Origin of the sequence: Brachybacterium sp. 107 (assembly GCF_052379725.1) — a bacterium.
Lineage (GTDB): Bacteria > Actinomycetota > Actinomycetes > Actinomycetales > Dermabacteraceae > Brachybacterium.
The window spans coordinates 35,435-60,442 of sequence record NZ_JBQSYW010000003.1 but is presented as its reverse complement, the minus strand read 5'-3'; the positions used below and the strand labels follow the sequence as shown (position 1 = coordinate 60,442).

Sequence of the window (25,008 nt, the reverse complement as noted above, 5' to 3'; positions counted from 1 at the left end):
GCGCCCGATTCCTTGACCAGGTCACGGAACCCGAGTGTGATGGGCCCATGACCTCCTTGAGCGAACGCGCCGAAGCCCTTCTCGCCTTGCACCACCGGTCCACCCCGGTGGTGCTTCCTACTGTGTGGGACGCCTGGTCCGCCCAGGCTGCGGTCTCCGCCGGCTTCGAAGCGCTGACCGTCGGCAGCCATCCCGTCGCGAACTCCGTAGGGGCCGGTGATGGTGAGGACATGAGCCTCGAGGATGCCCTCGCAGGCATCGCCCGTGTCACCCGCGCGGTCGACGTCCCGGTCTCCGCCGATGTGGAATCCGGCTACGACACCGCTGCCGCCGAGCTCGTCGACCGCGTGCTGGACGCGGGAGCCGTCGGCGTCAACATCGAGGACACCGTGCACTCCGAGGGCAGGCTGCGCGGGGCGCAGGAGCACGCCGACTACATCGCCGGGATCCGCCGGGCGGCCGATACGTCCGGAGTGCACCTGGTCATCAACGGGCGCACCGACGTGTTCAAGACCAAGGAGGAGATCCCCGACCGGCTGGCCGAGGCGATCACCCGCCTGACCCTGCTCGAGGCCGCCGGCGCCGACTCGCTGTACCCCGTCGGCGTCCCCGACGTCGCGACGCTCGAAGCACTGCTCGCCGCGGTCAGCACCCCGCTGAACGTCACCGCCCACCCGGTGAACGGCGCGATCCCGGAGGGACTCGACCTCGCGCGGCTCACGGAGCTCGGCGTGCATCGGGTCAGCTTCGGGCCGCTGCTGCAGGCCGCCCTGGCCGACCACGTCGCGGAGATCACCGCGGCCTGGCGCTGAGCTCCCCTGGTCACGGCTCGCCGGCGGACGTACGCTTTCCGGCGGCGGACCCCGGGCTCCTGGCGCGGGGACACCACGACACGAGGAGCTCATCACGATGCAGTACTCCCAGCTCGGACGCACCGGAGCGACCGTCTCCCGGCTCGTCCTCGGCACCATGAACTTCGGCCCGCACACCGCGGAGGAGGATGCCTTCGCGATCATGGACCGCGCCCTCGACCAGGGCGCGACCTTCTTCGACACGGCCAACGGCTACGGCGGCGCGGATCGTCGCGGCTGGACCGAGGAGATCATCGGCCGCTGGCTGGCCTCCCGCGGCCGCCGCGAGGAGATTGTGCTCGCGACCAAGGTGTTCGGCGAGATGGGCCCGGGCAAGAACGACCGCGGGCTCTCGGCGCTGAACATCCGCCGCGCGGTCGACGCGTCCCTGCGCCGCCTGCAGACCGACCACATCGACCTCTACCAGATGCATCACGTGGACCGCTCCGCCCCGTGGGAGGAGATCTGGCAGGCCATGGAGCTGCTGGTCGCCCAGGGGAAGATCACCTACGTGGGCTCCTCGAACTTCGCCGGCTGGCACCTCGCCCAGGCGAACGAGGCCGCCCGCGCCCGCCACTCGCTGGGCCTGGTCTCCGAGCAGTCGCTGTACAACCTGTTCACCCGCGACATCGAGCTCGAGGTGCTCCCCGCCGCGGAGCACTACGGGATGGGCGTCATCGCCTGGTCACCGCTCTCCGGTGGCAAGCTCGGCGGTCGCTCGGAGACGGGCGTGCGCCGCGGCACCGCCGACCGCCGCCACAACCCGGCTGACCTCACCGCGCAGCTGGACCGCTGGGAGGCGTTCTGCGCGGAGCGCGATCTGGCACCCGGCCAGGCGGCCCTCGCGTGGCTGCTGCACCGGCCCGGCGTGCTCGGCCCGATCATCGGCCCGCGCACGATGGAGCAGCTGGACTCGGCGATCGACGCCGTCGACATCACGCTGTCCGACGAGGACCTCGCAACGCTCGACGAGATCTTCCCCGGTCCCGGCGGGCCAGCCCCGGAGGCCTACGCCTGGTGACCCCGGCGTCGTCGCACGAGATGGCCCGGATCCGTTCCTGGTGACCCGTGGTGACCCAGGGTGACCCAGGGTGACCCGTGGTGACCCAGGGTGACGCTGAGGGCAACGCATCCACTGGCGTCATACGCGCAGCCAGCTCCCCCAGTGGCATGCCTGCACGCTATGCGCCAGTGGATGCACCACCCCGGGTCCTCCTCGCTCGAGGCCGATTCCGGTCAGCCGCGTCCTGCCCCGAGTTCCCGCGCAACGTCGGCGATGTAGGCATCGCGAACGACGCTGAGGCCCTCGGCCTCCCCGATCTCGTCGATCCGTGCGGCGTCGTCCTCGGGAACCCAGGTACCGTGGTCGTCCTGCGACCCGTCCTCGGTGAGGGCCGATTGGAACCAGAGCGTGCCGGCGCCGAGCTCGCGGGCGGTGCGGGCCACGTCCGGCAGATCCCGCTCGAGCTCGAAACCGGGCCAGGGGTAGACGTACAGGACGTCGGCCGATTCCGGCCTCACCCCAGTCCAGCGGTCGAGGATCTGTCCGTCGACCAGCTCGGTCACCGAGACGTCGTCGGGCGCGGGGCCGCCGAAGACGGTCACGGCGAAGCCGGCGCGGGCGAGGGTGTGCGGCACATCGGTCGAGGGCCAGTTGTGCAGCAGCACGTGATGGGCGGCGGCGAGGAGCTGTGCGGGATCGGTCATGACGTGCCTTTCGTCGGGAGCCGCCGGCTCGACCGGGGAGCAGCCAGCTCGGAAGCCCGTCGGGGTCGTCATATACGGGCGGCGGCGGGCCCCGTCGCTCCGTCGTCACCATCGTCCTCGTCACCGTAGTCCTCCTCGTCCGCGAGGCGCACCGTTCCGGCGGATCCGTCGAGAGTGACCCGCTGGCCGGTGCGCAGGCGCCGGGTCGCCGTGCCAGTGCCGAGCACAGCAGGGATGCCGTGCTCGCGAGCCACGATCGAGCTGTGGCTGAGCGGACCGCCCACGTCGGTCACCACGCCGGCGGCCATGGCGAACAGCGGGGTCCAGGCCGGGGTGGTGATCGCGGCGACGAGGATCTCACCGGGCCGGAAGTCGCGGAACTGCTCGGGTCCGCTCAGCACGCGCACGGTCGCGGTGACGGCGCCTCCGCTGCCGCCGATCCCGGTGAGCACCTCGCCGTCCCCGCCCTCTCCGGCCGAGGGCATGAAGCGGTCGAAGGCCCGCCACACGGAGCGCTGGGGCAGCAGCTGGGGCGGGGTGGCGAGCTTCTGGCCGCGCCAGATCACACGCCGCTCCTCGACGAGGCCGGCCCGTGTGGGCAGTCGGCGACCGCCGCCATCGAACTGTCCGTCGCCGTCGGGGTGTCCGGCGAGGTCGAGCTGTCCGGAGCCGTCGGGGTGTCCGGCGAGGTCGAGCTGTCCGGAGCCGTCGAGCTGTTCGGCGAGGTCGACGAGCTCGTCGCGGCGCAGCCAGAACACGTCGTCGGCCGCATCGAGAGCCCCGGCGGCCGTGAGGCGACGCCCGAGCTCGCGTAGGGCCCGACGGGCCGCGGGCCAGCCCAGCCCCACTCCGGCCAGGGCATCCTCCCGGATCGGGGTGAGCTCCTGGGCCCGACGCAGCGGGCGATCGAAGACCCGCCGCAGCGGCCTGCGCAGGTGCGCCCGGATCCGGTCGGCGCCCTCCTCGCGGGCCCGGACGGCGGCCGCGCGCCGAACCCCCGGATCGGTGCACTCGCCGCGCAGGTACATTCGCAGCACGTCCCACAGCAGCTCCGGGGCATCGGCGGCGACGGGCTGGACGACGTCCAGCGTGTAGATCGCGTGGCCGTGCTCCGCCAGGTGCGCCGCGAAGCGCTCGCGCCACTCCTGCGACACCGCGTCGTCGACCCCGTCGGGTCGCTGTTCGAGAACGGTCTCCGAGGCCGTGAGCGCCTGCGCCAGCCCCTCCCTCTCGCGAGCCCAGCGGGCCAGGCCGTAGAGCGACTCCTCGGCGCGGATCGGTGCGCTCTCGTAGCCGAACAGCAGCGTCTCCGGGCTCGGGTCGCCGGGCTTCGCGACCCGTCGGCAGAACGCGGTGTAGACGGATTCGGCGATCACCACCGGTGGGATCACCGTCTGCACCGACGTTTAGTACGCGAATCCTTCCGTGACCAGGCGCTCTGCGGAGGCGAGCAGCTCGCCCGCCGGCCGGTCCGCGACGTCGCCGGCCGTCTCCTGCTCGACGACTCGCTGATACTGCGGCAGCGCGGTCTCGCGCCAGTACCGCGGCCCGCCGATGCCCTTGCCGAGCAGTCGCGGCACGAACAGCACGGACTTCGCGGAGATCGCCGCCATAGTGGTGTTGGCGTAGCAGTAGTAGGCGTAGCCGTTGATGGTCACGAACTCGACGCCGCGGTCGGTGAACACATCGTCGCGGCCGGAGGCGTCGGTGATCGTCGAGATCATCGCCTCGATGACGTGCGCGGCGGTGAGGTCCGCGAACAGCGGCGTGAGCGGGTCGGGCATCTGCTCGACGATGCTCGCCCGGAAGTAGCCGGCATGCCGGTGCGGCACCTCCCAGCTCTCGGGCGCGGGGCCGGCCGGTTCCGGCAGGGCGACGATGGGACGCGCCTGGGTGATGACGAATCCGGTGCCCACCAGCGCCCATTCCACATCCTGCGGCGCTCCGTAGTGCGTGGCGATCCGGGTGCCCCAGCGGGCGAGGTCGAGCGCCTGCGCGTCGCTGAGCACGGGGACGCGGCGACGCTGCGACGGAACCTCCACCGTGGTGGTGCCGTGCTCGGCGGGGACCACCATCACGGCCTTGTCCGCCGTGGTGCGCGAGGCGATGCGGCCGCGAGCGGTGTCGACCATTCCGGCGACCACGGCCTCGCCGAGCCCCCAGGCCGCGCTGATCACGGTCTCCGTGCGGCGCCCGGTGGCGGGATCGGCGGTGAACAGCACCCCGGCGGCGTCCGCCGGCACCATCTCCTGGATGACGACGGCGAGCGCGACGTCGGCCGGGTCGATGCCGCGCCGTGCGCGATAGGCGAGGGCGCGGGCGGACCACAGGGAGGCCCAACATCCGCGCACCGCCTCGAACAGGTGCGCGTCACCGACCACGTGCAGGAACGTCTCCTGCTGGCCCGCGAAGCTCGCGTCCTCGAGGTCCTCGGCCGTGGCGGAGGAGCGGACCGCCACGGGGGTGTCCCCGAGACCAGCTCGTGCCGTGAGGAGCTCGCGGCGCAGATCCTCCGGGATCTCCGTGCCCGTGAACAGCTCGGCGATGGCCTGCGCGGCGTGGTCGGCGGCCTCGGTGTCCTCCGGGTCGAGGTCGCGCACCCGATCCAACAGGTGCTCCCGGATCCCCGCGACCTCGACGAATCGTCGGTAGGCGCCGGTGGTGAGCACGAAGCCCGGGGGTACCGGGAGCCCCGCCCGGGTGAGCTCGCCGAGGTTCGCGGTCTTGCCGCCCACCTCGGCGATGTCGTCGCGGCCGATGTCCTGGAACTGGCGGACGTGCATGGCGCCTTCTTCGACGGGGCACCCGGAATGGGGTGCGTGGCGACCAGAGCGTACTGCTGGTCACCGCGGGGCACCAGGGCCGTCGTCCGGAGGCCGAGGACGACCACGCCCGACCCCGACGTCCGTCGCCGGACGAATCCCGGAGTAACCGGATATTGCCTGGCCCCGCCGCGATGGATCCCGGACGATGAACCGCATGCAGACCTGCGACGTCGCCCTCCACCCGTGCACCGCCGCCGACCTGCCCGCCCTGGAGGCCTGGGCGCCCACGGGCAACAGCCGGACCCATGCGAAGAGGTTCTCCCACCAGGAGGCCGGCACCAGCACATACTTCCTAGCTGCCTGCCGACAGGACCCGGACACCTTTGTCGGCTCCTGCGAGATCCGGTGGTCCGGATGCGCGGCGACCGAGGTGCCGCGCTGCCCCGAGGTCAACGGCCTGCAGGTATGGCCAGAACGCCTCCAGTCCCAGGGGATCGGGACGCAGATGCTCGGTCTGCTCGAGGAGGAGGCGAGAGCACGCGGTCACCACGAACTCGGGCTGGGGGTCGACGACTCCGGCCCGATGCGCCTCTACCTGCGACTCGGCTACGTCGATACCGGGCGGGACTATCTCGACCGGTACACGTGGATCGACGATGCGCACCAGGTGCACCACGTCGCCGACCCGGCCCGGTGGATGATGAAGCCGCTCGACGGGGAGAGCCCCGAGTCCACCCGGAGTTGACCCGAACGAGCGTCACGAACGGGGCAAAGTTGGGGGAATCAAGCGCCCATTCCCCCAACTTCGTCACGCTTACGGGATCACCGCCACCCCGACGGTGGCATTGCGCGGTCACGTCGATGTCAGGGTGGTGCTCCCTGGGCCGACCTCCACGTCGATGTCGCCGCGTCGCACCCGTGCGGTCGTGTTCGCGGGGATGCGCACCTCGAGCAGGTTCTCCGCCCGGTCGTAGCGCACGTGCACGTCGCCGCGGATCGTGGGCACCGTGCCCTCCATCCACGCCAGCGGCCCGGGCTGCGGGGTGATCTCGAGCCGTGCGGCGCCGGGAGCCACCACGCGCACCCCGAGCACCCAGCGGGCGATGGCGTTCACGGGCGCGGTGCCCCACGCGTGGGAGTAGGTCATGTTGGGTTTGAGCGAGGGGTCCCAGGCCTCGGGGACGATGCTCGTGCCCAGGTCATCGAGCTGATGCAGCCAGCCGCGCTGCCCCCGGGAGGTCATCAGGGCGTGCGCCTCGTCGGCCCTTCCCAGGGCGAACAGCGCATCCAGCAGGAACTGCGCCCCGTACACGCTCATCCGCATCCCGCCGGCCGCCATGGCCTCGCCGAGCGCCTCGTGGCGGGATGCCGGCGCGAGACCCAGCGCGACCGGGATCGCGGTGGCGTGCTGCGCGGAATGCTCGCTGCCGAGGCCGTCGCGGTAGATGCCGTCCTCCCGCACCAGGTGCGCCTCGATCCCCGCGAGCATCCGGGCGGCGAGCGCCGCGTGATGCTCCGCCTCGCTCCCGCGGTCCAGCACGGTGCAGATCGTCGCGAGCGCCTGGTGCGCCGCGGCCTGGAAGGCGTTCAGCACGGTGTTCACCTCGGTGAACTCGTAGTCGTCGCGGCAGGTCTGCGGCCAGTCCACGAGGTCGGCGTCCCAGGCGCTCGAGGAGCCGGGGGCTTTGTGCAGCAGAGCGTCGGCCCCGAGGTGGCGGTCGTAGTTCGCCTGCTGCCACAGGTCCACATCGGAGCGCAGCTGGGCGTCGTCCCCGGTGGCGAGGTAGTCCTCCCAGGCCACGAGCACGGGCATCAGGTGGTACTCGGCCGGCCAGGTGGGCCGGCGCGTCAGGTATTGGTTCGAGACGCGGGCCAGCGCGAAGCTGCGCGCGCAGGCGTACTGGGAGAGCTGGTTGACGTAGGTATCGCCCTCGTAAGGCCCGCGCTCGCGCGAGGGGGTGTCGAGATAGAGATCCAGGGTGGTGGCCTCGATCGAGTAGCGGCACAGCTCGTGCACGCGGTCCAGATCCGGGTCCGACGACGCGAATGCGCCGGAGTGCCCGGCCCTCTCGGTGGGCCCGGTCTCCTCGCCACGCGCCGTCACGCTGCTCAGGATCGTCGGTGTGACCTGCAGGTCCTCGGCCTCGCCCCCGAGCACGCGCAGCTCGCCGTAGCGGAAGGCGCGATACCCCCAGTGCTCGACCTCCTGCTCGCCGTCGCGCAGGGTCCACGTCTCCTCGTAGACGTTCCCAGTGGGCATCGAGGAGATCACCCGCCCGTCGGCGTCGCGCTGCTCGCCCAGGCGCACCTCGATCCGGGCCCCGTCGCTCGCCCGGGCTCGCAGGCGCAGTCCGCCGACGATCTCCCGGCCCAGGTCGAACCGCCAGGCCCCGGGGCCGACGGGCTCCAGCGGAGCCGGGTCCCCGTCGGCCTGCCCGAGACTCACGATCGCCGGGGCCGGCTCCGCGGGCAGCGCCGGAGCGGCCGACGCCGCCGCCCAGCCCGTGTCGTCGAACCCGGGCGAGGTCCATCCGACGGGCTCCTCGCGCAGATCCCAGTCCTCCGCGGGAGCGTGGAACCAGCCGCCCCCGATGCTCCGCTCCCCCGGCAGCAGGTGATCACCGGGCAGCGCGCGCCAGGTCTCGGGCGTCGTCACGTGCTCGATCCGGGTGCCGTCGTCGAGCACCACGACAAGGCGGGCGGCGAACTGGCGGCCGTCCTGCGCCCAGGCGAGTGCCGCGAGGGCGTTGCGTCCCGGGTGCAGCACGTCGGTGAGGTGGTGGGTGTGCAACCTCGGGTGCTCATCCTGGCTGCGCACGCTGCCGAAGCCCGTGACCTGGTCGTTCACCCAGAGCTTGTAGACATGCTGGCGCCCGCCGCGGGGCCCGTCCTCGCCGGGGCCACCCTCCGGCGACAGACCCACGGCCTCCACGAAGGCCGCGCGGATCGGCGTCGGCGGCAGGTCGATCTCGGTGCGCAGCGACGCCCAGTCAGTGTGCTCCCCTGCCCAGATCGGGGTCGCCGGCCACAGGGCCGGGTCCATTGTGGAGGGGCCTGCCGTGCACGGGGCCGTCGTGAAGGGTGCGGCGAGGGACCAGTCGCCGCTCTCCGAGGTGTCGACCTGCACGCGCCACCAGTACGGGGTCGAGGCCTCCAGCCCCACTTCGTGGATCAGCACACCGGTGGAGTCCGCCGAGAGCACCCGGCCGGAGTCCCAGAGCGGCTCGGCGCAGGACGGGTCCTCGGCGATCTGCACGCGATAGGCGCGCTGGAGCGCATCGCCCAGCATCGGGACGATCCAGGAGCATCGCAGCCCGTCACCGTCCACGCCCACGGCGTGGTCCTGCAGGTTCAGCAGAAGACCGCTCGGGGAGGAGGTGCGGGAAGTGCGAGTGGTGCGGAGGGTCGAGCCCATCGGACGCAGCTCCTTCGCTCGCGACGACACGAGCAGGAAGAGTAACAGTGGCGTGGACCGGCCGCTGCTAGGTTCACGGTCATGACCTCGACGACCCCGCAGCACGAGTTCGTGATCGGCATCGACGCGGGCGGCACGCACACGCGCGTGGGCTGCTTCGCGCTGGACGGGACGCGCCTTGCCGCGGCCGTCGGCAGGGGCGGGAACCCGAGCCACAACGACGACGCGCTCGAGAACATCCGCGGCACCATCGCGCAGGCACTCGAGTCCGGCGGGCTCGACCCGGCGGGCGCCGTGGCCCTCGCGGCCGGCATCGCCGGATTCGAGCGCACCGGCTCCAACCAGAGCGACGGGGACAACGACCGCACGGCCGCCCTGGTCGATGCACCGGGTCTGACCTGCCCGAAGATCGTCGTGAACGACGCCGTGATCGCCCATCGCGGCGCGCTGTCAGGCCGGCCGGGCATCGTGGTGGTCGCCGGCACCGGGTCGATGATCCTCGCGATCGACGAGGAGGGCGTCGAGACGGAGAGCGGTCAGCTCGAGCACTACGCCGGGGCCGCACGGCACCTCGTGTACGACGTCGTCCAGCAGATCCTGATGAACGACTGCTCCCCGACGGATCCGCTGGTGCCGGCGGCTCTTGAGCATTTCGGCGTGGCTGACGTCCCGTCGCTGCACGAGGCCGTCCTCGCCCGCTCCTCGACCCATCGCAACACCATCAAACGGTCTTACGGGGACTTCGCGCCCCAGGTCACGGCGATGGGCGAGCAGTCCGCCCTCGCCGACCGAGCCCTGACCGACCTGGCCGCCCGCACCGCGCGCGGTGTGCGCCTGCTCGCCCCTGTGGCCGGGCCCCGACCGGTCCCTGTGGCCTGCACGGGCTCCCTCGCGGACGCTCCGAGCTTCCGCGACCGCCTCGACCGCATGTTGGTCGAGGCCGAACCGAGCGCCCTCGACCTGGTCCCCTCACAGCTCGACCCCCTCGGCGGAGCGGCGATCCTGGCCCTCGAGGCTGCCGGAGTCGAAGTCGACGAGGCGACGATCGGCCAGCTCACCGAGCGGACCCCGTCGGCGATCCCCGCATGATGGCAGGACCTCGCGAGATCCGCATCGACGGCACCACGGTGCGCCGACCGCGCAAGCCCTGGACGCCGACTATCCACTCCCTGCTGGAGCATCTGGGGGCGCAGGGCCTCCCGGTGCCCCGGCCGCTGGGCCTCGATGACCGTTTCGAGCACGTGAGCCTCGTGCCCGGGATCGCGCGTGACGAGGCCTGGCCTGATGGTCTCTCCCCTGACGCCGCCCGCTCCCTGGGCCGGCTGCTGCGCGCCGTGCACGAGGCGACGCGCACGTGGGTCCCTCCGGCGGACGCCGTCTGGTCGGTCCCGAGCACCCCGAGCACCACCATCTGCCACGGGGATCCCAAGCCGGGGAACGTCGCCTGGCGGGACGGCATCGCCGTCGGGCTCTTCGACTGGGATGCCGCGCGGCCGGGCGACCCTGCCGAGGACCTCGCCTATGCGCTGCTCTGGGTCACTCCCGTCGACGTCGACCCCGACGACGCCCCACTCCCGCAGGACGAGGCCGAGCGTCGACGAGCCCGCGCCCGAGCGCTCCTCGACGGCTACGGCTGGCACGCCCCGATCGACGTCGTCGAGGTTGCGGTATCGCGCCATGAGCAGGCCATCGACGAGGTCGAATGGCTCGGCGCCCACGGCCACGAGCCCCATGCGACCTGGGTGGTTCAGGGATGGCCCACCCGCTGGCGCAGCCGCCTCGTCGCGATGCGCGAAGCGGGCCGACGCACCTTCCCGGCGCCCCTCCCCGGCTAGGCTCGCCCGATGCTGCTGCTCCTGGACCTCGACAACACGCTGGTGGATCGTGACGGTGCCTTCGCCGCCTGGGCCGAGGAGTTCATCGCCGCCCAGGGAGGCACGGAGGACGATCTCCGCTGGCTGCTCGAGACCGACGGCCACGGCTACACGCATCGGGCGATCCTCGCCGACGGACTGCTCGAGCGGCTCGACCTGACCTCGACCCGCGACGAGCTCATCCAGACCCTGCTACACGGCCATGCCGGGTCCGTGCGGTGCTACGACTGCCTGCTCGAGAAGCTCGCCGAGCTGCGCGATCGGGGATGGACGCTGATCGTCGTGACCAACGGACTCGTCGCCGAGCAGTCTCGGAAGATGCAGGTGAGCGGCCTCGAAGGCCGTGTGGACCGGGTGGTGATCTCGGAAGCCGTCGGCGCGAAGAAGCCTGCCCCGGAGATCTTCACGGCCGCGCTGGACGGGTTCGAGAGCGACGGCGTCCGCTGGATGGTCGGGGACCGCGCCACCGCAGACATCCAGGGCGGTCAGGCGGCCGGGTGCCGCACCGGATGGGTGAGCCACGGTCAAGCCTGGGAGCTCGACGCACCGCCGACCGTGCAGGCGCCGTCCACTCTCGAGGTGCTCGAGCTGGTCATGGAGTCAGAGGGCATTGACTCAACTCCTCGTCGGGAGGTCTAACGATGTAGCCGCCTCCCGCTGGGAGACCGGGAGACAAGGCCAGGACACCTGCGGTTTCGTAGGGCCTGGCCTTGGCGCTCATGCGAGCTCGATATCTATCTGGGTGACCAGACCCTCCCCGCCGTCCTCAGTACCCCGAGCGATCACGGCCTCCAGACCCCCGGGCGCCGCGACGAAATCCGGGTCGACCTCGGCTCGGCTCGCGCCGTAGAGCTCGTACGCCCCTCGAGCCGTCGTCGGCCCGAGAGGCGCGCGCAGCAGGGCAGCGAGGTCGGCGGCGTGCGCGTCCTGCGCTGTGGCATGTCGATGGTGGATGCGTTCTTCTTGGCGATCCGCAGCAACCATCCGATGCACGAGGGACTCGCGGAGGATCCCGAGGACCAGGTGGAGACCGATCAGATCGTTCCCGCGTCCGAACCGCGCGGCGGCGAGCGCCGCGTCGAACCGGATCTGATTGTCGGAGGCCGGGGCCGGAACCTCCGCCTCGGCGCCGGCGATCTTGAGGTCGACCCGCCGGCCGTCGTCGAGCACGAGGCGGATCACCTGCCAGCCGGCGTCGCGCGCCGCCTGGGATGCCCAGATCCGGGTGCCGAGCACCGACTCGAGATCTACGACCGAGGTGATGCGGATGGCGACATCGAGGTCGCTCCAGGAGTCCAGGAGGGTCGGTTCCAGGACCGATCCGTACGGCGTCACCTCGGCGTCCGGGTAACTCCGACGGAGCTCGGCAAGGGAGTCGATCTGCCATCTGCGCATGGGGACAGGCTAGGGCGCGGGGATCTGTTCGATCTCGACCCGTGGGCCCCACCCTCGGTTTTTCGGTGACCGAAGCCTGAGCGTGGACCGGGCGCGCCCTGGCGTGAATAGCCACCAGGAGGGATAATTGGCATAAAGCGCCAACGGAAGGAAACGCCATGGCAACTCGGAATGTCGTCCTCAGCGACCATCAGCACGAGCTCGTGAACTCCCTTGTGACCTCAGGGCGATATCAGAACGCCAGCGAGGTCCTCCGTGCCGGCCTTCGCCTGCTCGAGCAACGGGATGCAGAAGACGCAGCACGCCTCGCCGCGTTTCGTGCAGCTGCCGACAGAGGCTGGGCCGACGTCGCGGCGGGCCGCTTCCGTGACGTCGACGACTCCACCCTCGACGGCCTGATCGCACAGCTCGGGGAACCCGGCGCCGAGTCCCCGAGCATGGGGTGATGGTCAACTTCCGGATCACCGAGTCCGCGCAGCAGGACATCGTCCAAGTTCTCGCTCGATCCGAGCAGAGCTTCGGCGCGCAGGCACGGGAGCGATATGAAGCGCTGCTGGCCGCCGCGATCCGCGACGCATCGGCGCAGACCTTCGACCTCAACCTCTACCGTCCCGAACTCGGCCACGGGGTGTTCGTCTGGCATCTCGCGCGAAGTCGCGGCCATTCTCAAGGCGGTCTGGTGCGCCGACCACGGCACCTTCTCGTCTGCCGCCGCGAGGGCGACGTGCTGATCGTGGGCCGAGTTCTCCATGAGTCCATGGACCTCCCGCGTCATACCGGTAACTGACCGCCCCAGACCACGCTCAGTGCCAGCCCATGATGTCCACCCCCAGTCGGACCCCGACCATCCCGCAGGCGGATCCGCCGGCCCCCACCCCGTTCCTACGCTGAGAGTACTCGCCCGGGACATCGGGCGGGACCGCCTCGGAACGAAGGGATCGCCTTGACCACCTACGGCACGATCACCCATCACGGAACTGGCAAGGGCACCGCCAGCCTGCTGCTCGGGATCCTCTCCCTCCTGGCCGGATGGACGCTGATCGCCCCGGCGCTGGGCCTGATCCTCGGATTCATGTCCCGCGGCAGCGAACCCTTCGCCCGCGGCCGCGCCGCCTGGGGGATCCTCCTGAACCTGCTCGCGATGATCGGCTGGCTCGTCGGGATCTTCCTGGTCGCCGCGACCGGCATCAGCCTGACGCTCGGCGGCTTCGACGTCGGGACCCTGTTCGGCGGCTGACTGCGCCGGCTCGACACGACCCGACCTGACCCGACCGACATACGATCAGTACAGCGTCTGCTGTACTGTCGGGCCATGCACGAGACCGTGACGCTCAGCCACACCGCCTCCCTCGCCCGCCTCGGCTACGCCCTCTCGGACGAGACCCGGGCACGGGTGCTGCTGGCGCTGCGCGAAGCCCCCGCCTTTCCCTCCGACCTCGCCGATGCCCTCGGGGTGTCCCGCCAGAAGCTCTCCAACCACCTCGCCTGCCTGCGCGGATGCGGACTGGTCGAAGGCGTGAAGGACGGCCGGAACACCTGGTACCGACTGAGCGACCCGCACCTCGCCGAAGCCCTCGGCGACCTCGTGCGCCTCGTGCTGGTCGTCGACCCCGACTGCTGCTCCGGCGACGAGTGCACCTGCGCATGATCCCGGCCGCCGCTCCCCCGCCCCCCGCCCGCCGCCTGCTCCTCCAGCGCAGGATCCGCTGGATCGTCGCGGCGACGATCACCTACAACGTCCTCGAGGCGGTGATCGCCCTGGCCGCCGGTCACGCGGCATCCTCCTCCGCGCTGATCGGGTTCGGGCTCGACTCGATCGTGGAGGTGCTCTCCGCCGCGGCCGTGGCCTGGCAGTTCGCCGGCCCCGACCCGCACCGTCGCGAGAAGGTCGCCCTGAAGGTCATCGCGATCTCGTTCTTCGGTCTGGCCGCTTTCGTCACGGTCGACGCGCTGCGCTCGCTGCTCGGCGCGGCCGATCCCGACCACTCGCCCGTGGGCATCGCCCTGGCCGCGGTGAGCGTCGTGATCATGCCGGTGCTGTCCTGGTTCGAGCGCCGCACGGGGCGGGAGCTGGGCTCGGCGAGCGCGATCGCCGACTCGAAGCAGACCCTGATCTGCTCCTACCTCTCCGCGGCCGTGCTGCTGGGGCTGGTCGCGAACTCCCTGTTGGGGTGGGCCTGGGCCGATGCGGTCGCGGCGCTGGTGATCGCCGTGTTCGCACTCCGCGAGGGCCTCGAGGCGTGGCGCGGCGACGCGTGCAAGCAGCCGGTCTCCGCACTGGTCGGCGAGAGCGAGGGCGGCGAAAGCTGCTGCTGAGTCTTCCGCCCGTCGGCCCGGGCACCTACGCTCACTCCTGAGCGCACGGCATCGTACCCGCGCCGACGTCGAGGAGGACGCCATGCCCGCAGCCCTGCACCCTTACCTCAACTTCGAGGGGAACTCCCGCGAGGCCTTCGAGTTCTATGGCCAGGCCCTCGGGTCGATCCCGCAGTTCGTGACCTTCGGCGAGGCCGGAGCCATTCCTGCCGACAACCCTGCAGCCGACAAGATCATGCACGGCTCGCTCGAGGTCACCGAGCTGATCCGCCTGTACGTCTCCGACGTCATCGAGGGCATGAGCCCCGAGGGCTTCGTCCAGGGCACCAACGTCACCCTCTCGCTCATGGGCGACGACGAGACCCTGCTGCGCAGCGCCTACGAAAGACTCTCCGAGGGCGGCTCGATCACGATGCCCCTGGAGAAGCAGATGTGGGGCGACGTCTACGGCTCCTTCACCGACCGGTTCGGGATCATCTGGCAGGTCAACATCGGCGCACCCGAGCAGGCCTGAGCTCAGAGGTACGCGCGGGTGATCAGCTCGAGGTAGTGGCCGGAGGGGTCCAGCAGGTACACCCCTCGGCCGTCGTGCTCGTGGTTGATCTCCCCGGGCAGGGTTCGCCGAGGATCCGCCCAGTGCTCCCGCCCCTGGCCGGTGATCAGCGCATACGCCCGGTCGAAGTGCTCGTCGTCCAGCAGGTAGGCGTAGTGCTGGGGCGGGAAGTCGATCGAGGGTGCCGCGAACTGGAGCAGCACGCCGTCGGCGATCTGCAGGTTGCGGAAGGGGCCCCAGGCCGGGGCGTCGTCGGCCTCGAGCAGCTCGCGGTAGAAATCGGCCATCTCGGCCGGATCCGTCGAGGCGATGATGGTGTGGTTGAAACGTGCGGTCATGGTTCTCCGTGGGTCTGTGGGGTCGAGGGTCGAGGTCGCACAGACGCGAGGAGGAGCGCGGATCAGGCCACGACCAGGTGGCCGTTCCGGGAGCGGCCCGCTGGGGCCTGACTGGTCATCATCGCCGGTGACTCTAGCGGACCGGCTGGCCGACGGGAAGAGACCGGCGTCGGCCCGGCCGCAGCCCCGCCACCCCGGACATGTCGAGAAACCCGGACCTGTTCCGACCACCGGACGGAGACGCCGCACGGCGCCTCCTCTCGACCCCTCTTCGAAGGAGCAGTCATGAAGTACGTCATCCTCATCCACTCGAACCCGCAGCCCTGGGGCCACCCCACCGCGGACTACCTGCCCGAGCACCAGGCCCTCCCCCAGGAAGAGCGAGATGCCGGCGGAAAGGCGTTCGACGAAGGGTTCGCCGAGGTCATGGACCGCGGGGAGCTCGTCCACGCCGAGGCGCTCGCCGCCCCGTCGACCTCCCGCCTGTTCCGGTGGAAGGACGGGCAGAAGGTCGCGATCGACGGCCCGTACGCCGAGGGCAGGGAGCATCTGGCGGGGTTCTTCGTCATCGATGTCGACACCCTCGAGCGCGCCGAGGAGATCGCCAACCTCTTCGGGGCACGCGGCGAGACGATCGAGCTGCGCCCGGTGATGAGCTAGGGCCCGACGGGTCCTGAACGCATGCCCGACCTGACGGCGCAGGCCGACGCGTGGAAGGACGTGTGGCGCGATGAGGCGCCGCACGTCCTCGCCGCGCTGCTGCGCCGTCATCGGGATCTCGCGGACTGCGAGGACGCCGTCCAGCTCGCGCTCCTCGCCGCCGCCGAGCAGTGGCCGCGCGACGGCCTGCCGACGACGCCGCGGGCGTGGCTGCACCGGGTCGCCTCCCGGCGCCTGGTCGACATCATCCGGGCCGACGCCTCCCGGCGGGGTCGGGAGGAGCGCGCCGCCCGGCTCGAGGTCCGCGACCTCGGAGACCAGAACCTTCCCGAGGACGACAGCGGCAACAGGGACGACGGGGACGACACCCTGACCCTGATGACGCTCTGCGCCCACCCCGCCCTGACCGCGCCCTCGCAGGTGGCGCTCACCCTGCGAGCGGTCGCCGGCCTCACGACCGCGGAGATCGCGACCTGCTTCTTCGTGCCCGAACCGACGATGGCGCAGCGGATCAGCCGTGCCAAAGCCACCCTCCGTGCGCACGGGGCGACCTTCTCCCCTCCCACTCCGGCCGAGCTCCCGCGCCGGCTCCATGCCGCGCGCCATACCGTGGCCGCGATCTACACGCAGGACCACTCCCTGGCCGAGCGTGTGCGCGGAGCGGATCCGCTGCTCGGGGAGAGCGCCGTGCGGCTGGCCCGGGAGGTGCATCATGCGCGACCGTCGGAGCCGGAGAGCGCCGGCCTGCTGGCGCTCCTGCTGCTCACCCACGCCCGCTCACCCGCCCGTCTCGACAGCGACGGGGAGATCATCCCGCTCCCGGAGCAGGATCGCCGACTCTGGGACCAGGACTTGATCGCAGAGGGCATCGCGCTGCTGGTGCCGACGCTGAGCTCCGGGTACGTCGGCGCCTTCCAGCTGCAGGCCGCGATCGCCGCGGTGCACGCGGAGGCCCCGTCGTTCGCCGCGACGGACTGGCCGCAGATCCTCGAGCTCTACCGGATGCTCGAGCGCGTCGACCCGACCCCGTCGGTCGCGCTCGGCCTCGCGGTCGCGACGGCCGAGGTGGCGGGGCCGCAGGCCGGTCTCGACCTGCTGGCCCGGAGCCCTGAGCAGAGCCACCGCCACCAGGCGATCACCGGGCACCTCCTGACCCGGCTGGGCCGGGAGTCGGAGGCGCGGGAGGCGTTCCTGCGCGCGGCCGAGGGCACGCACAGCCTCCCCGAGCAGCGCTACCTGCTGCGTCTCGCCGGCCACGGGCCGGCCGCCAACGCCAACGCCAACGCCAACGCCAACGCCAACGCCAACGCCAACGCCACGGCAGGATGACCTCATGATCACCGTGCCCTCCTCGTTCCGTCGGATGCCGCGCTGGTGGCACGACGAGTCCGGACGGGCGTGGCTGGACCGGCTGCCCGCGCTGGTCGCCCGCCGGTGCGAGGACTGGGGCCTGGAGGTCGACGGAGACCCCGTGCACGGCTCGAACGCGCTGGTCGTACCCGTGCGCCGGGGCACGCAGGAGGCCGCACTGCGGCTCTCCCCTCCCGGGGACGATCTGGCTCTCGAGTGCGCGGCGCTGCGGCACTGGGACGGTCGCGGGGTCGTGGAGCTGCTCGACAGCGACGAGGCGGCGGGCGTGATGCTGCTCGAACGCCTGGACCCCTCGCGCTCCCTGTCGGCACAGTCCCCGCAGCGCTCCGCCGCCGTGCTCGGTGCCCTCACCCGCACCCTCGCCGTCCCGGCCCCGGGGACGGCGACGGGCACGCACGAGATCGCCGCCGGCGAGGCCCGCTCGGCCACCGCCCGTTGGGAGGCCCTGGGTGAGCCCGTTCCGCGCACGCTCCTGGAGGCCGGGATCGCCGCCGCGGGCCGACGCACCGCCGACGATCCCGGCCACGGATCGGTCGACGGCGACCTCCACGACCAGCAGGTCCTCACCGGGGCCCGGCATCGATGGACGGTCGTGGACCCGGTGCTGCTGCGCGGGGACCGCGAGTACGACGTCGGCCGTGCGCTGTGGTCGCGCCTGGACGAGCTGCCGGCCGAGGAAGACGTCCGCGCGGCGCTGGCCGCCTTCGTCGAGGCGGCGCAGGTCCCGCCGGAGCGGGCACGGGACTGGGTGCTCGTGCGCTCGATGTCCTACCTGCTGTGGGGGCTGGAGCAGGGCCTGACCCTGGACCCGCCGAAGTGCCGGCGCCTGCTGGAGCTCTTCAGCTGACGGCCAACTCCGGGCCGATCAGCCGACGGGCCCCTCGAGGATCGTCAGCTGATCGGCGGTGTGGAAGCCGAACGCGAGGTTCAGCGCGAGCATCGCGGCGTTGTCCAGTGCCGTATAGGTCTGCACCCAGCGGGCCCGCCGGGTCTCCTCGAGCGTCATCAGGTTCTCGAGGTTGGCGAGCTTGAGAGCCCGTCCCACGCCGTGGCCGCGATGGTCGCGGTCCACGAGGGTGTCGTCCTGTGTGATGATCTCGGGGTCGTGGCGGCTGACGAAGATCTCCGTGTAGCCCACGCTCACGCCGTCGAGCCGGGCGAGGCTGCGCACCAGGATCCAGCCCTGGTCCGCCATCCGCTGCTCCCCGCGGCGCACGGACTCCACGTCGCCGCGGGAGGCGGGGCGGGTGAGGTCGCCCATCGGCACGTCCTCCTCCATCTGCGTGGTCAGGCGCGCCCAGTCCTCGATGACGTCGTCCGGGCAGGCACCGGTCCACGACCGCACCTCCACGTCAGACGGCGCCAGGTGCTGCGCACGCAGCGCCTCCAGGTCGACGGGGAGGTCGAGCAGGAGCCGGTGCTCCTGGTTCCCGACACGCAGCCCGAGCTCGGTCGCGAAACCCGCTCCGGCCTCGGAGTACGTCTCGGCCTGGACCACGTCGGCCACGCCGCGCAGTCGTTCCCGCACCGCCTCGGCGAGCGCGGTGCCCACGCCCTGACGGCGGGCGTCGGGCAGCACGGAGATCTCCACCTCGGCGGGCTCCCCGGGACCGGCGTCGACCTCTGCGGCACCAACGGGTCGGCTCTCGAGAGTGGCGAGCAGCAGCACGGCGGTGTGGCCGGGCTTCGGGTCCCCGTAACGGGCCAGGACGGCTTCGTCGCTCGCCCACCAGGCGGCCTCGCGTCCGGCGATGAACCCGTCTCTCAGCAGGGCGTTCCAGGCAAGGAGATCCCCCGCGCGGGTCGGATCGACGTCGGTGATCTGCACGGTGCTCATGCACCCATCGGATCACGGCTATCCGCTGCTGCGCGACGTCTTTCCGCGGTGCCGCACGGCCACCCCGCGATTCCGCTCAGCGAGCGGGTTCGAACTCCTCGGACCGGTCCTCGTCGGGGATGGAGCGCGGGGCGGTCGAGGGGGCCAGGAATACGGCCACGAGCACCACCGCGAGCGGGACCACGAGGGCGAAACGCAGCCCGATGTGCTCGCCGAGGAAGCCCAGCGTGGGCGGGCCGACGAGGAAAGCCAGGTACCCGATGGTGGAGGCCAGGGCCACGCGGCCGGCCGGGTTGGCTCCCGAGTCGCCGGCGGCCGAGAGCGCGAGCGGGAAGCCCAGCGAGGCGCCGAGGCCCCACAGGATCACGGCGGCCACGGCCACGCCCTGGCTGTCGATGAACGAGATCAGCGCGAGGCCCGTGGCGGCGAACAGGGCGCTGACCATGAGCACGCGGGCGCGGCCTGCTCGGGCCACGATCGGTCCGCCGGCGAAGCGGCCCACCGTCATGGATGCCGCGAAGAGGGCGAAGACGCTCGCTCCCATGGTCGCGCCGAAGCCGTGGCCGTCGACCATGACCAGCGGCAGCCAGTCGGTGGCGGTGCCCTCGGCGAGCGCCATGGCCAGCACGATGCCGCCGATGAACAGCAGTCGGGTGTCCTTCCAGATCGCGGGGCCGGGCGTCGCGGCCTGCTCCGTGCGCTGCTGCGAGGAGACGCGACCGGTGCCGGCGGGGATCGAGCGCAGGGCCCAGATCAGCAGCACGGCGCCGAGCGCACCGGTCAGCGACAGGTGCGCGGCGACGGGGAAATGGGCGGCGTTGGCGAGGATGCCGAGGCCCGCACCGATCACGGTGCCCAGGCTGAAGCAGCCGTGCAGAGCGGGGAGGAAGGGGCGCCCGCCGATCCGTTCGACGTCGGCCCCCTCGATGTTCATGGCGACCTCGCCGCCGCCCATTCCGGCACCGAACAGGGCCAGCCCGAGCGCGACCAGCACGGGCAGCCCCGCCATGGCTCCGAGTCCGATCGTGGGCATGGCCAGCACGATCAGCGACGATCCGACCAGGACGACGGGGCGGGTGCCCCACCGCATCACGAGCGGGCCGGAGGAGAGGATCCCGATCATCGAGCCGACGGACAGGCCGAACAGCACCATGCCCATCTGCGCGGTGGAGACCTCCAGCAGGTCGCGGACCACGGGGGTGCGGGTCACCCACGCGGAGACGCTGAGGCCGGGCAGCAGGAACAGCGCGTACAGTGCCCAGCGACGGCGGCGCAGAGGGATGGGCACGAGGGCTCCTCGAGGGGATGGCAGGGCGGCGGGGCCGACGACGGGGCGACGGGATCCGCCGCAGTGCACGGGCGTACACACCGTGCAGAGCAAACCTATCCCCGTTCGCACGGGAGCGGGAGAGGGGCCCGGCCTCTGGGCGAGCTGCCGCACAGCGCGTCACCCGGCGAGGAGCACCCACTCCCCGTAGAAGATGCCCAGGCCCGCCGCGACGCAGATCCCGCAGATGATCCAGAAGCGGATCGAGACGGTGATCTGCTCCCAGCCGAGCATCTCGAAGTGGTGATGGATCGGGGTGATCAGGAAGAGCCGCTTCCCGACGCCGCCGTTGCGACGCTTGGTCGCTTTGAAGTAGCTGACCTGCAGGATCACCGACATGGTCTCGAACACGAAGAGCCCGCCGAGGATGACCATGAGCAGCTCCGTATGGGTCATGATCGCCATCCCGGCCAGAGCCCCGCCGAGCCCGAGCGATCCGGTGTCTCCCATGAAGAGCCGGGCCGGGGAGGTGTTCCACCACAGGAAGCCGATGCAGGCGCACATGATGCACACGGCCACCAGCGCCAGGTCCAGCGGATCGCGCACCTCGTAGCATCCGGTCGACGTGACCCGTTGGCAGTTGTGGATCCACTGCCACACGCCGATCAGCACGTAGGCCCCGAACACCATGACGCAGGCGCCGGCCGCCTGACCGTCCAGACCGTCGGTGAGGTTCACGCCGTTGCTGGCCCCGGTGATCATGAGGACGGACCAGGCGACGAACAGCAGCAGGCCGATGACGGTGCCGAGCACGGCGAGGTCGATCCAGGTGTCCCGCACGAAGGAGATGCGGAAGCTGGCCGGGGTGATCCCCTCGCGGGGGAACCGGGTGGCCAGGAGGGCGAAGATGACCGCCACGACGGTCTGGCCCAGGAGCTTCTGCCCGGACCGCAGGCCGAGGGACCGCTCGCGCCTGATCTTGGTCCAGTCGTCGAGGAAGCCGATGAACCCGACTCCCGCCATCAGGAACAGCACGAGCAGCCCCGAGACCGTCGGAGCGCTCCAGGTGGCCAGGTGCGCGAGGACGTAGCCGGCCACCGTGGCCCCGATGATCACGAGACCGCCCATCTGCGGGGTGCCGCGCTTCGAATGGTGGCTGGTGGGGCCGTCGTCCCGGACGAACTGGGCCCAGCCCCTGCGCTGCGCGAGGGCGGTGTAGGAACGCGTGCCGACCAGGCTGATGACGAGCGCGACGACGGCGCCGAGGAAGACGAGGTTCACCGACGCGCTCCCTCGGAGCTGTCGGACTCGGAGCTGTCGGGCAGAATCGGGTTCATCTGGGGGCCATTCATTCGTCGGTCCATCCGTGGGGAAGTCCGCCCGGGTCACGGGGGTCGAAGGGTCAAGGTATCGCAGTGCCCGGGGACGCCCTCTCGGCGAGCGCTGCGCACAGACGGTCCCGGGATCAGCGGAAGGACTTCTTGAAGTACGTCGCGGACTCGTCGTACCCGATGGAACGGTAGAAGCCCTCGGCCCTGCGGGTCGCGACGGCGAGGTAGGCGATGTCGAAGTTCTCCGTGGCCCACCGCTCGGCAGCATTCATCAGCTCGCGGCCGCATCCGGTGCCGCGCTGGTCCTCCCCCACCATCAGCTCCTCGACCCAGCCGATCATCCCGTCGGCATGGAACGCGTCATGGACGAGCACGTGCACGTAGCCGACGAGTCGCCCGTTCTGGTCCGCGACGAGCACCGTGGCGTGCGGATCCTCGATGATCCCCCGCAGGCCGATCCGAAAGCGCTCTTGCGTGGGCTCGTACGACGTGGCGAGGGCTGACGCCATGGGCCACAGCTCCGCTTCGTCATCGACGCGCGCCTCGCGGATCACCGGTGTCGTCACAGACATGGGCGCAACGCTATCCCGCGCTGCCTCAGCGATGACGCAGGTCCGGTCCACCTGAGCGAATGCCCCGGCGCCGCCGGTGCTCTGTTTGCCGGGGGCAGCCCCTCCGGATGCCACGTCGAGGTGGTGGGCGCTGCCCGGCAAACAGAGCTATCACGAGATACCCGGCGGGGACCCTATCCGCAACCATTGCGACACCACGGTCTGGGTGCGCCGTCGGTGTACACCCCGACGGGGCACCGATCGTTCCAGCGATGCCATCGGCCGCGGGCCGCTCAGCAGAGGCGGAAGGCAGCGCGCAGTCGACTGTCGGTCCGGGCGCGGGTCTAGTGGGCGGCGCCGAGTTCGATCATGAGCACGCCGATGATGATGAGGGCGATGCCGGCGGCCATCACCTTGGTGAGCGGCTCCTTGAAGAGGATGCGGCTGAGGATCGCGGTGAGCGCGACACCGGTTGCTGCCCAGATGCCGTATGCGACGCCTAGGGCTAGGCCTTCGGCGAGCGTCATGGTGAGGGCGAAGAACGCCATTCCGTAGCCGCCGAGGACGGCAAGCAGCCAGAGGCGCCCCTCGTCCTTCGGCTGTGAGGTCGCCATGCGAAGTGAGAGGGTGCCGGCGACTTCGAAGATGATTGCGACACTGAGGTACAGGTAGGCCATCAGGGGGTCTCCTCGAGGTTCTTCGTGGCGGCCTGTGAGCCCAGTTCGACGCACAGGACTCCGCCGATGATCACTGCGATCCCCAGCGTCATCAGACCGGTCATTGGCTCACCGAAGAGGATCGCGGAGAAGATGGCAGTCATGGCCACCCCCGATGCCCCCCAGATGCCGTAGCCCACGCCGAGGGGCATACCTCGACGCAGCGCCCCGGCCAGCAGCGCAAAGGCGCCCACGTATCCGATCGCCGCGAGGGCGAAGAATCCGGGTGCCTCGAGGGCCGCTTTGAGTGATAGTGATCCGGTCACCTCGAAAGCGATCGCACCCGCGAGAAATAGCCACTTCATGCCTGTGATCCTTCATCGATCAGTCGTTGGGCGATGGCGCACACGAGCGCTTTCTGTTCGCTGGTCATGGTGAGAAGTCCGAGCGCCTGGTCAGTCCAAGCGCCATCGGCGAGCAGGCGTGCCGCCTGCAAGGATGCTTTCTGGGCGCTGGTCCCCGGTGCTTCTTCGCCGAACCATGGGCGCAGTCGTTTCTGCCACTGGGCGGCGAGAGTGTCGCGCAACCTCACGTCCGCGAGCAGGGCGAGGTCGCCCCCATCGAAGTCGGAGAGCACGCCGAGGTCGACGTAAGCGCGCAGTCGTTCGACGGGATCGTCAGCTCCCCCGATAGCTTCGGTGAGCTCGTCCTCCCAGAGGTCCAGTACTCGGTCGACGACGCCAACCATCAGCGCTTCCTTCGAGGGGAAGTGATGCACCACCCCGGCCTTGCTCATTCCTGCCTCGGAGGCCACGGAATCGATCGTGACCACGCCTCCGCGTCGAAGCACGGAGATCGCGTCGTCGAGAAGTTGAGTTGTCGTCTTGGCCATGCGTCGAGAGTACCGACCAAACGTTTGGTCGGCAAGTCGAGGGCATGTCGGCTATGTCGACCTTCGTCGGCCTTCAGAAGCACCCAGCATCGCTGGAGGTCGGGTCCCCTCGGTGCGTCCGCTTGTTAGCGTCACGACCATGCCGACCCGCTCCCTCGCGTTCCTTCGCCCACTGGCCCAGTTCGCTCGCGATGCCGCGACGTCCTCAGCCTTCGCGGCGATCCCCGTCGGGCGCCTGCACGGACGGCAGGTCATGGCCCTCGTCGCGGCGTCCGCCTCCCTCGCTGCGGCGGGTACCTTCCTCGGCCTCCGGGCCGCCGCGAGAGCACGTACGGCCGCTCCCGACGGGTGGATGCCGTGGACCCCCCACGGGCAGGCTGCGCCGACTGATTCTGCGAAGACCGAGGGAGACGGAGCGAAGCCCCTGGGTGTGGCAGACCGTCGGGCGCTCGTACGGAGAGCCGCCATCGCCGCCGCATCGGGGACGATGTCCGGCACCGCCACTGCTGTCGGAGTGGTGGTGGACAGACGCTTGGAGTCGTTCTTCACCGACCGAGGAGTGCGACACGCGAGGCTCGCAGTGGGTCTGAGCCAGGGCATCGGCTACGCCGGGCTGATCGCCCTCATCGCAGCCGTGGTCGATGCACGAGAGGATCCTGGGAGCCACGGGAACAGCGGGGAAGACGGCTGATCTCACGCAGATCTGCCTACTCGGGTACGCCCCAGCGGGGCTCACGTCGGCCCCCTCCACGCCGGAGCTCGCAAGGGGTTGTGCAAGCCGCCGGCCACGTCGCCGGGGGTACCGGACAGGCGACCGACGCCTCCAAAAGTTCGAACTTTAGGCAACAGGACTGCGAGACTGGGCCAATGACTGCTCCACTTCGGATGCCCGCCACTATGGCCACCAAGAAGGGTGTCGGCTACCTCGCCGAAACGGCTGCCGGTCGAACCGTGGTGCTCACGGACCACGGCAAGCCCAGCGCCATCGTGATGAGTCCTGAACGTTTCGACGACCTCGAACGTTCCCTTCGCCTGGCTGCCGATCAGATGATCCAGGGCGTCAGTCAGCTTGTCGCTGAGCGTTCCGAGTTCCACACGGTGGACGAGGTCCGCGAGGGCTTGCCTGCGCGTCGGTGATGCTCTCCTAGAAGTCCATGCGGGCGCGGAGAGCCTCTCGGCCGACGAGATCTACGCTGCCCTTGCAGACGCCTGGGACCCAGAGATCGGCG

General features: G+C 70.8%; 30 protein-coding genes. 17 read left to right on the top strand and 13 right to left on the bottom strand.

What is annotated here, in order from left to right:
• Positions 1-47: 47 nt before the first annotated feature.
• Together ACT3UL_RS05040 and ACT3UL_RS05035 are read left to right on the top strand one after the other, a co-directional pair.
• Positions 48-812 (top strand): isocitrate lyase/PEP mutase family protein, encoded by a 765-nt coding sequence (locus ACT3UL_RS05040; RefSeq protein WP_444577053.1) that lies wholly within the window; start codon positions 48-50, stop codon positions 810-812.
• A 97-nt stretch (positions 813-909) separates the two neighbouring features.
• A complete protein-coding gene (locus ACT3UL_RS05035; RefSeq protein WP_444577052.1) occupies positions 910-1,872 on the top strand; it encodes an aldo/keto reductase in 963 nt (320 codons plus the stop codon).
• A 215-nt stretch (positions 1,873-2,087) separates the two neighbouring features.
• Here the strand turns inward: ACT3UL_RS05035 and ACT3UL_RS05030 are convergent, their stop codons facing one another.
• The 3 genes from ACT3UL_RS05030 to ACT3UL_RS05020 all read right to left on the bottom strand — a co-directional run bounded on the left by ACT3UL_RS05030 (position 2,088) and on the right by ACT3UL_RS05020 (position 5,341).
• Positions 2,088-2,558, bottom strand: a complete 471-nt coding sequence (locus tag ACT3UL_RS05030; RefSeq protein WP_444577051.1) for a hypothetical protein — start codon at positions 2,556-2,558, stop codon at positions 2,088-2,090.
• A 68-nt stretch (positions 2,559-2,626) separates the two neighbouring features.
• Positions 2,627-3,958, bottom strand: a complete 1,332-nt coding sequence (locus ACT3UL_RS05025; protein ID WP_444577050.1) for a PEP-utilizing enzyme — start codon at positions 3,956-3,958, stop codon at positions 2,627-2,629.
• Between the two features lie 6 nt (positions 3,959-3,964).
• Complete coding sequence (locus ACT3UL_RS05020) at positions 3,965-5,341, bottom strand: PEP/pyruvate-binding domain-containing protein (protein ID WP_444577048.1); 1,377 nt, start codon at positions 5,339-5,341, stop codon at positions 3,965-3,967.
• A gap of 187 nt (positions 5,342-5,528) precedes the next feature.
• Between ACT3UL_RS05020 and ACT3UL_RS05015 the strand changes: the two genes are divergently transcribed.
• Positions 5,529-6,068 (top strand): GNAT family N-acetyltransferase, encoded by a 540-nt coding sequence (locus ACT3UL_RS05015; RefSeq protein ID WP_444577046.1) that lies wholly within the window; start codon positions 5,529-5,531, stop codon positions 6,066-6,068.
• Positions 6,069-6,176: 108 nt separating this feature from the next.
• Here the strand turns inward: ACT3UL_RS05015 and ACT3UL_RS05010 are convergent, their stop codons facing one another.
• The gene (locus ACT3UL_RS05010) at positions 6,177-8,738 is read right to left on the bottom strand and encodes a family 78 glycoside hydrolase catalytic domain (RefSeq protein WP_444577044.1); all 2,562 of its coding nucleotides are present in this window, start codon (positions 8,736-8,738) and stop codon (positions 6,177-6,179) included.
• 81 nt (positions 8,739-8,819) lie between these two features.
• Here ACT3UL_RS05010 and ACT3UL_RS05005 point away from each other — a divergent pair, with 81 nt between their 5' ends.
• The 3 genes from ACT3UL_RS05005 to ACT3UL_RS04995 are packed head-to-tail and all read left to right on the top strand — an operon-like array spanning position 8,820 to position 11,251.
• Positions 8,820-9,827, top strand: coding sequence for an N-acetylglucosamine kinase (locus ACT3UL_RS05005; RefSeq protein ID WP_444577042.1), 1,008 nt, complete (start codon positions 8,820-8,822; stop codon positions 9,825-9,827).
• Complete coding sequence (locus ACT3UL_RS05000) at positions 9,824-10,573, top strand: phosphotransferase enzyme family protein (RefSeq protein ID WP_444577040.1); 750 nt, start codon at positions 9,824-9,826, stop codon at positions 10,571-10,573. The genes ACT3UL_RS05005 and ACT3UL_RS05000 overlap by 4 nt, the downstream gene beginning before the upstream one ends.
• A 9-nt stretch (positions 10,574-10,582) precedes the next feature.
• A complete protein-coding gene (locus tag ACT3UL_RS04995; protein ID WP_444577038.1) occupies positions 10,583-11,251 on the top strand; it encodes an HAD family hydrolase in 669 nt (222 codons plus the stop codon).
• Positions 11,252-11,329: 78 nt separating this feature from the next.
• Here the strand turns inward: ACT3UL_RS04995 and ACT3UL_RS04990 are convergent, their stop codons facing one another.
• Entirely contained in the window at positions 11,330-12,007 is a 678-nt protein-coding gene (locus ACT3UL_RS04990) for a hypothetical protein (protein WP_444577037.1), read from the bottom strand.
• Positions 12,008-12,165: 158 nt separating this feature from the next.
• Between ACT3UL_RS04990 and ACT3UL_RS04985 the strand changes: the two genes are divergently transcribed.
• The 6 genes from ACT3UL_RS04985 (at position 12,166) to ACT3UL_RS04960 (ending at position 14,837) form a co-directional block, all read left to right on the top strand.
• The gene (locus tag ACT3UL_RS04985; protein ID WP_444577036.1) at positions 12,166-12,453 is read left to right on the top strand and encodes a type II toxin-antitoxin system ParD family antitoxin; all 288 of its coding nucleotides are present in this window, start codon (positions 12,166-12,168) and stop codon (positions 12,451-12,453) included.
• On the top strand, positions 12,453-12,794 hold the full coding sequence (locus ACT3UL_RS04980; protein WP_444577035.1) for a type II toxin-antitoxin system RelE/ParE family toxin: 342 nt from the start codon (positions 12,453-12,455) through the stop codon (positions 12,792-12,794). The genes ACT3UL_RS04985 and ACT3UL_RS04980 overlap by 1 nt, the downstream gene beginning before the upstream one ends.
• A 156-nt stretch (positions 12,795-12,950) precedes the next feature.
• Positions 12,951-13,244, top strand: a complete 294-nt coding sequence (locus tag ACT3UL_RS04975; protein WP_444577033.1) for a hypothetical protein — start codon at positions 12,951-12,953, stop codon at positions 13,242-13,244.
• A gap of 75 nt (positions 13,245-13,319) precedes the next feature.
• On the top strand, positions 13,320-13,655 hold the full coding sequence (locus ACT3UL_RS04970) for an ArsR/SmtB family transcription factor (RefSeq protein WP_444577032.1): 336 nt from the start codon (positions 13,320-13,322) through the stop codon (positions 13,653-13,655).
• A complete protein-coding gene (locus ACT3UL_RS04965; RefSeq protein ID WP_444577031.1) occupies positions 13,652-14,323 on the top strand; it encodes a cation diffusion facilitator family transporter in 672 nt (223 codons plus the stop codon). Before ACT3UL_RS04970 ends, ACT3UL_RS04965 begins: the two co-directional genes overlap by 4 nt.
• 82 nt (positions 14,324-14,405) lie before the next feature.
• On the top strand, positions 14,406-14,837 hold the full coding sequence (locus ACT3UL_RS04960; RefSeq protein WP_444577030.1) for a VOC family protein: 432 nt from the start codon (positions 14,406-14,408) through the stop codon (positions 14,835-14,837).
• A gap of 2 nt (positions 14,838-14,839) precedes the next feature.
• Here ACT3UL_RS04960 and ACT3UL_RS04955 read toward each other — a convergent pair whose 3' ends face one another.
• A complete protein-coding gene (locus ACT3UL_RS04955; protein ID WP_444577028.1) occupies positions 14,840-15,214 on the bottom strand; it encodes a VOC family protein in 375 nt (124 codons plus the stop codon).
• A gap of 285 nt (positions 15,215-15,499) precedes the next feature.
• On the opposite strand from ACT3UL_RS04955, the gene ACT3UL_RS04950 reads away from it, so the two are divergent.
• Genes ACT3UL_RS04950 through ACT3UL_RS04940 form a run of 3 tightly spaced genes read left to right on the top strand, consistent with a single transcriptional unit; the run spans position 15,500 to position 18,092 of the window.
• Entirely contained in the window at positions 15,500-15,874 is a 375-nt protein-coding gene (locus ACT3UL_RS04950; RefSeq protein ID WP_444577026.1) for a YciI family protein, read from the top strand.
• A gap of 21 nt (positions 15,875-15,895) precedes the next feature.
• Positions 15,896-17,203, top strand: a complete 1,308-nt coding sequence (locus tag ACT3UL_RS04945; protein ID WP_444577024.1) for an RNA polymerase sigma factor — start codon at positions 15,896-15,898, stop codon at positions 17,201-17,203.
• 4 nt (positions 17,204-17,207) lie between these two features.
• Positions 17,208-18,092 carry an aminoglycoside phosphotransferase family protein gene (locus ACT3UL_RS04940; protein WP_444577022.1) on the top strand — a complete coding sequence of 295 codons (885 nt, stop codon included), beginning with the start codon at positions 17,208-17,210 and terminating at the stop codon, positions 18,090-18,092.
• 18 nt (positions 18,093-18,110) lie between these two features.
• On the opposite strand, the gene ACT3UL_RS04935 is transcribed toward ACT3UL_RS04940, so the two are convergent.
• From ACT3UL_RS04935 to ACT3UL_RS04905, 7 genes are all read right to left on the bottom strand, one after another.
• Positions 18,111-19,082, bottom strand: a complete 972-nt coding sequence (locus ACT3UL_RS04935; protein ID WP_444577020.1) for a GNAT family N-acetyltransferase — start codon at positions 19,080-19,082, stop codon at positions 18,111-18,113.
• 76 nt (positions 19,083-19,158) lie between these two features.
• Positions 19,159-20,370, bottom strand: a complete 1,212-nt coding sequence (locus tag ACT3UL_RS04930) for an MFS transporter (RefSeq protein WP_444577019.1) — start codon at positions 20,368-20,370, stop codon at positions 19,159-19,161.
• Positions 20,371-20,529: 159 nt separating this feature from the next.
• Positions 20,530-21,630 (bottom strand): phospho-N-acetylmuramoyl-pentapeptide-transferase, encoded by a 1,101-nt coding sequence (gene mraY / locus ACT3UL_RS04925; RefSeq protein WP_444577018.1) that lies wholly within the window; start codon positions 21,628-21,630, stop codon positions 20,530-20,532.
• A gap of 184 nt (positions 21,631-21,814) precedes the next feature.
• Positions 21,815-22,252, bottom strand: coding sequence for a GNAT family N-acetyltransferase (locus ACT3UL_RS04920; protein ID WP_444577017.1), 438 nt, complete (start codon positions 22,250-22,252; stop codon positions 21,815-21,817).
• Between the two features lie 323 nt (positions 22,253-22,575).
• Positions 22,576-22,908: a DMT family transporter gene (locus tag ACT3UL_RS04915; RefSeq protein ID WP_444577016.1), complete on the bottom strand. Its 333-nt coding sequence runs from the start codon at positions 22,906-22,908 to the stop codon at positions 22,576-22,578.
• Positions 22,908-23,252: a DMT family transporter gene (locus ACT3UL_RS04910; protein WP_444577015.1), complete on the bottom strand. Its 345-nt coding sequence runs from the start codon at positions 23,250-23,252 to the stop codon at positions 22,908-22,910. The genes ACT3UL_RS04915 and ACT3UL_RS04910 overlap by 1 nt, the downstream gene beginning before the upstream one ends.
• A complete protein-coding gene (locus ACT3UL_RS04905) occupies positions 23,249-23,779 on the bottom strand; it encodes a TetR/AcrR family transcriptional regulator (RefSeq protein WP_444577014.1) in 531 nt (176 codons plus the stop codon). Before ACT3UL_RS04905 ends, ACT3UL_RS04910 begins: the two co-directional genes overlap by 4 nt.
• 139 nt (positions 23,780-23,918) lie before the next feature.
• On the opposite strand from ACT3UL_RS04905, the gene ACT3UL_RS04900 reads away from it, so the two are divergent.
• Both ACT3UL_RS04900 and ACT3UL_RS04895 read left to right on the top strand, forming a co-directional pair.
• Complete coding sequence (locus ACT3UL_RS04900; RefSeq protein ID WP_444577013.1) at positions 23,919-24,470, top strand: hypothetical protein; 552 nt, start codon at positions 23,919-23,921, stop codon at positions 24,468-24,470.
• 206 nt (positions 24,471-24,676) lie between these two features.
• Complete coding sequence (locus ACT3UL_RS04895; RefSeq protein ID WP_444577012.1) at positions 24,677-24,916, top strand: type II toxin-antitoxin system prevent-host-death family antitoxin; 240 nt, start codon at positions 24,677-24,679, stop codon at positions 24,914-24,916.
• The last annotated feature ends 92 nt before the right edge of the window (positions 24,917-25,008 follow it).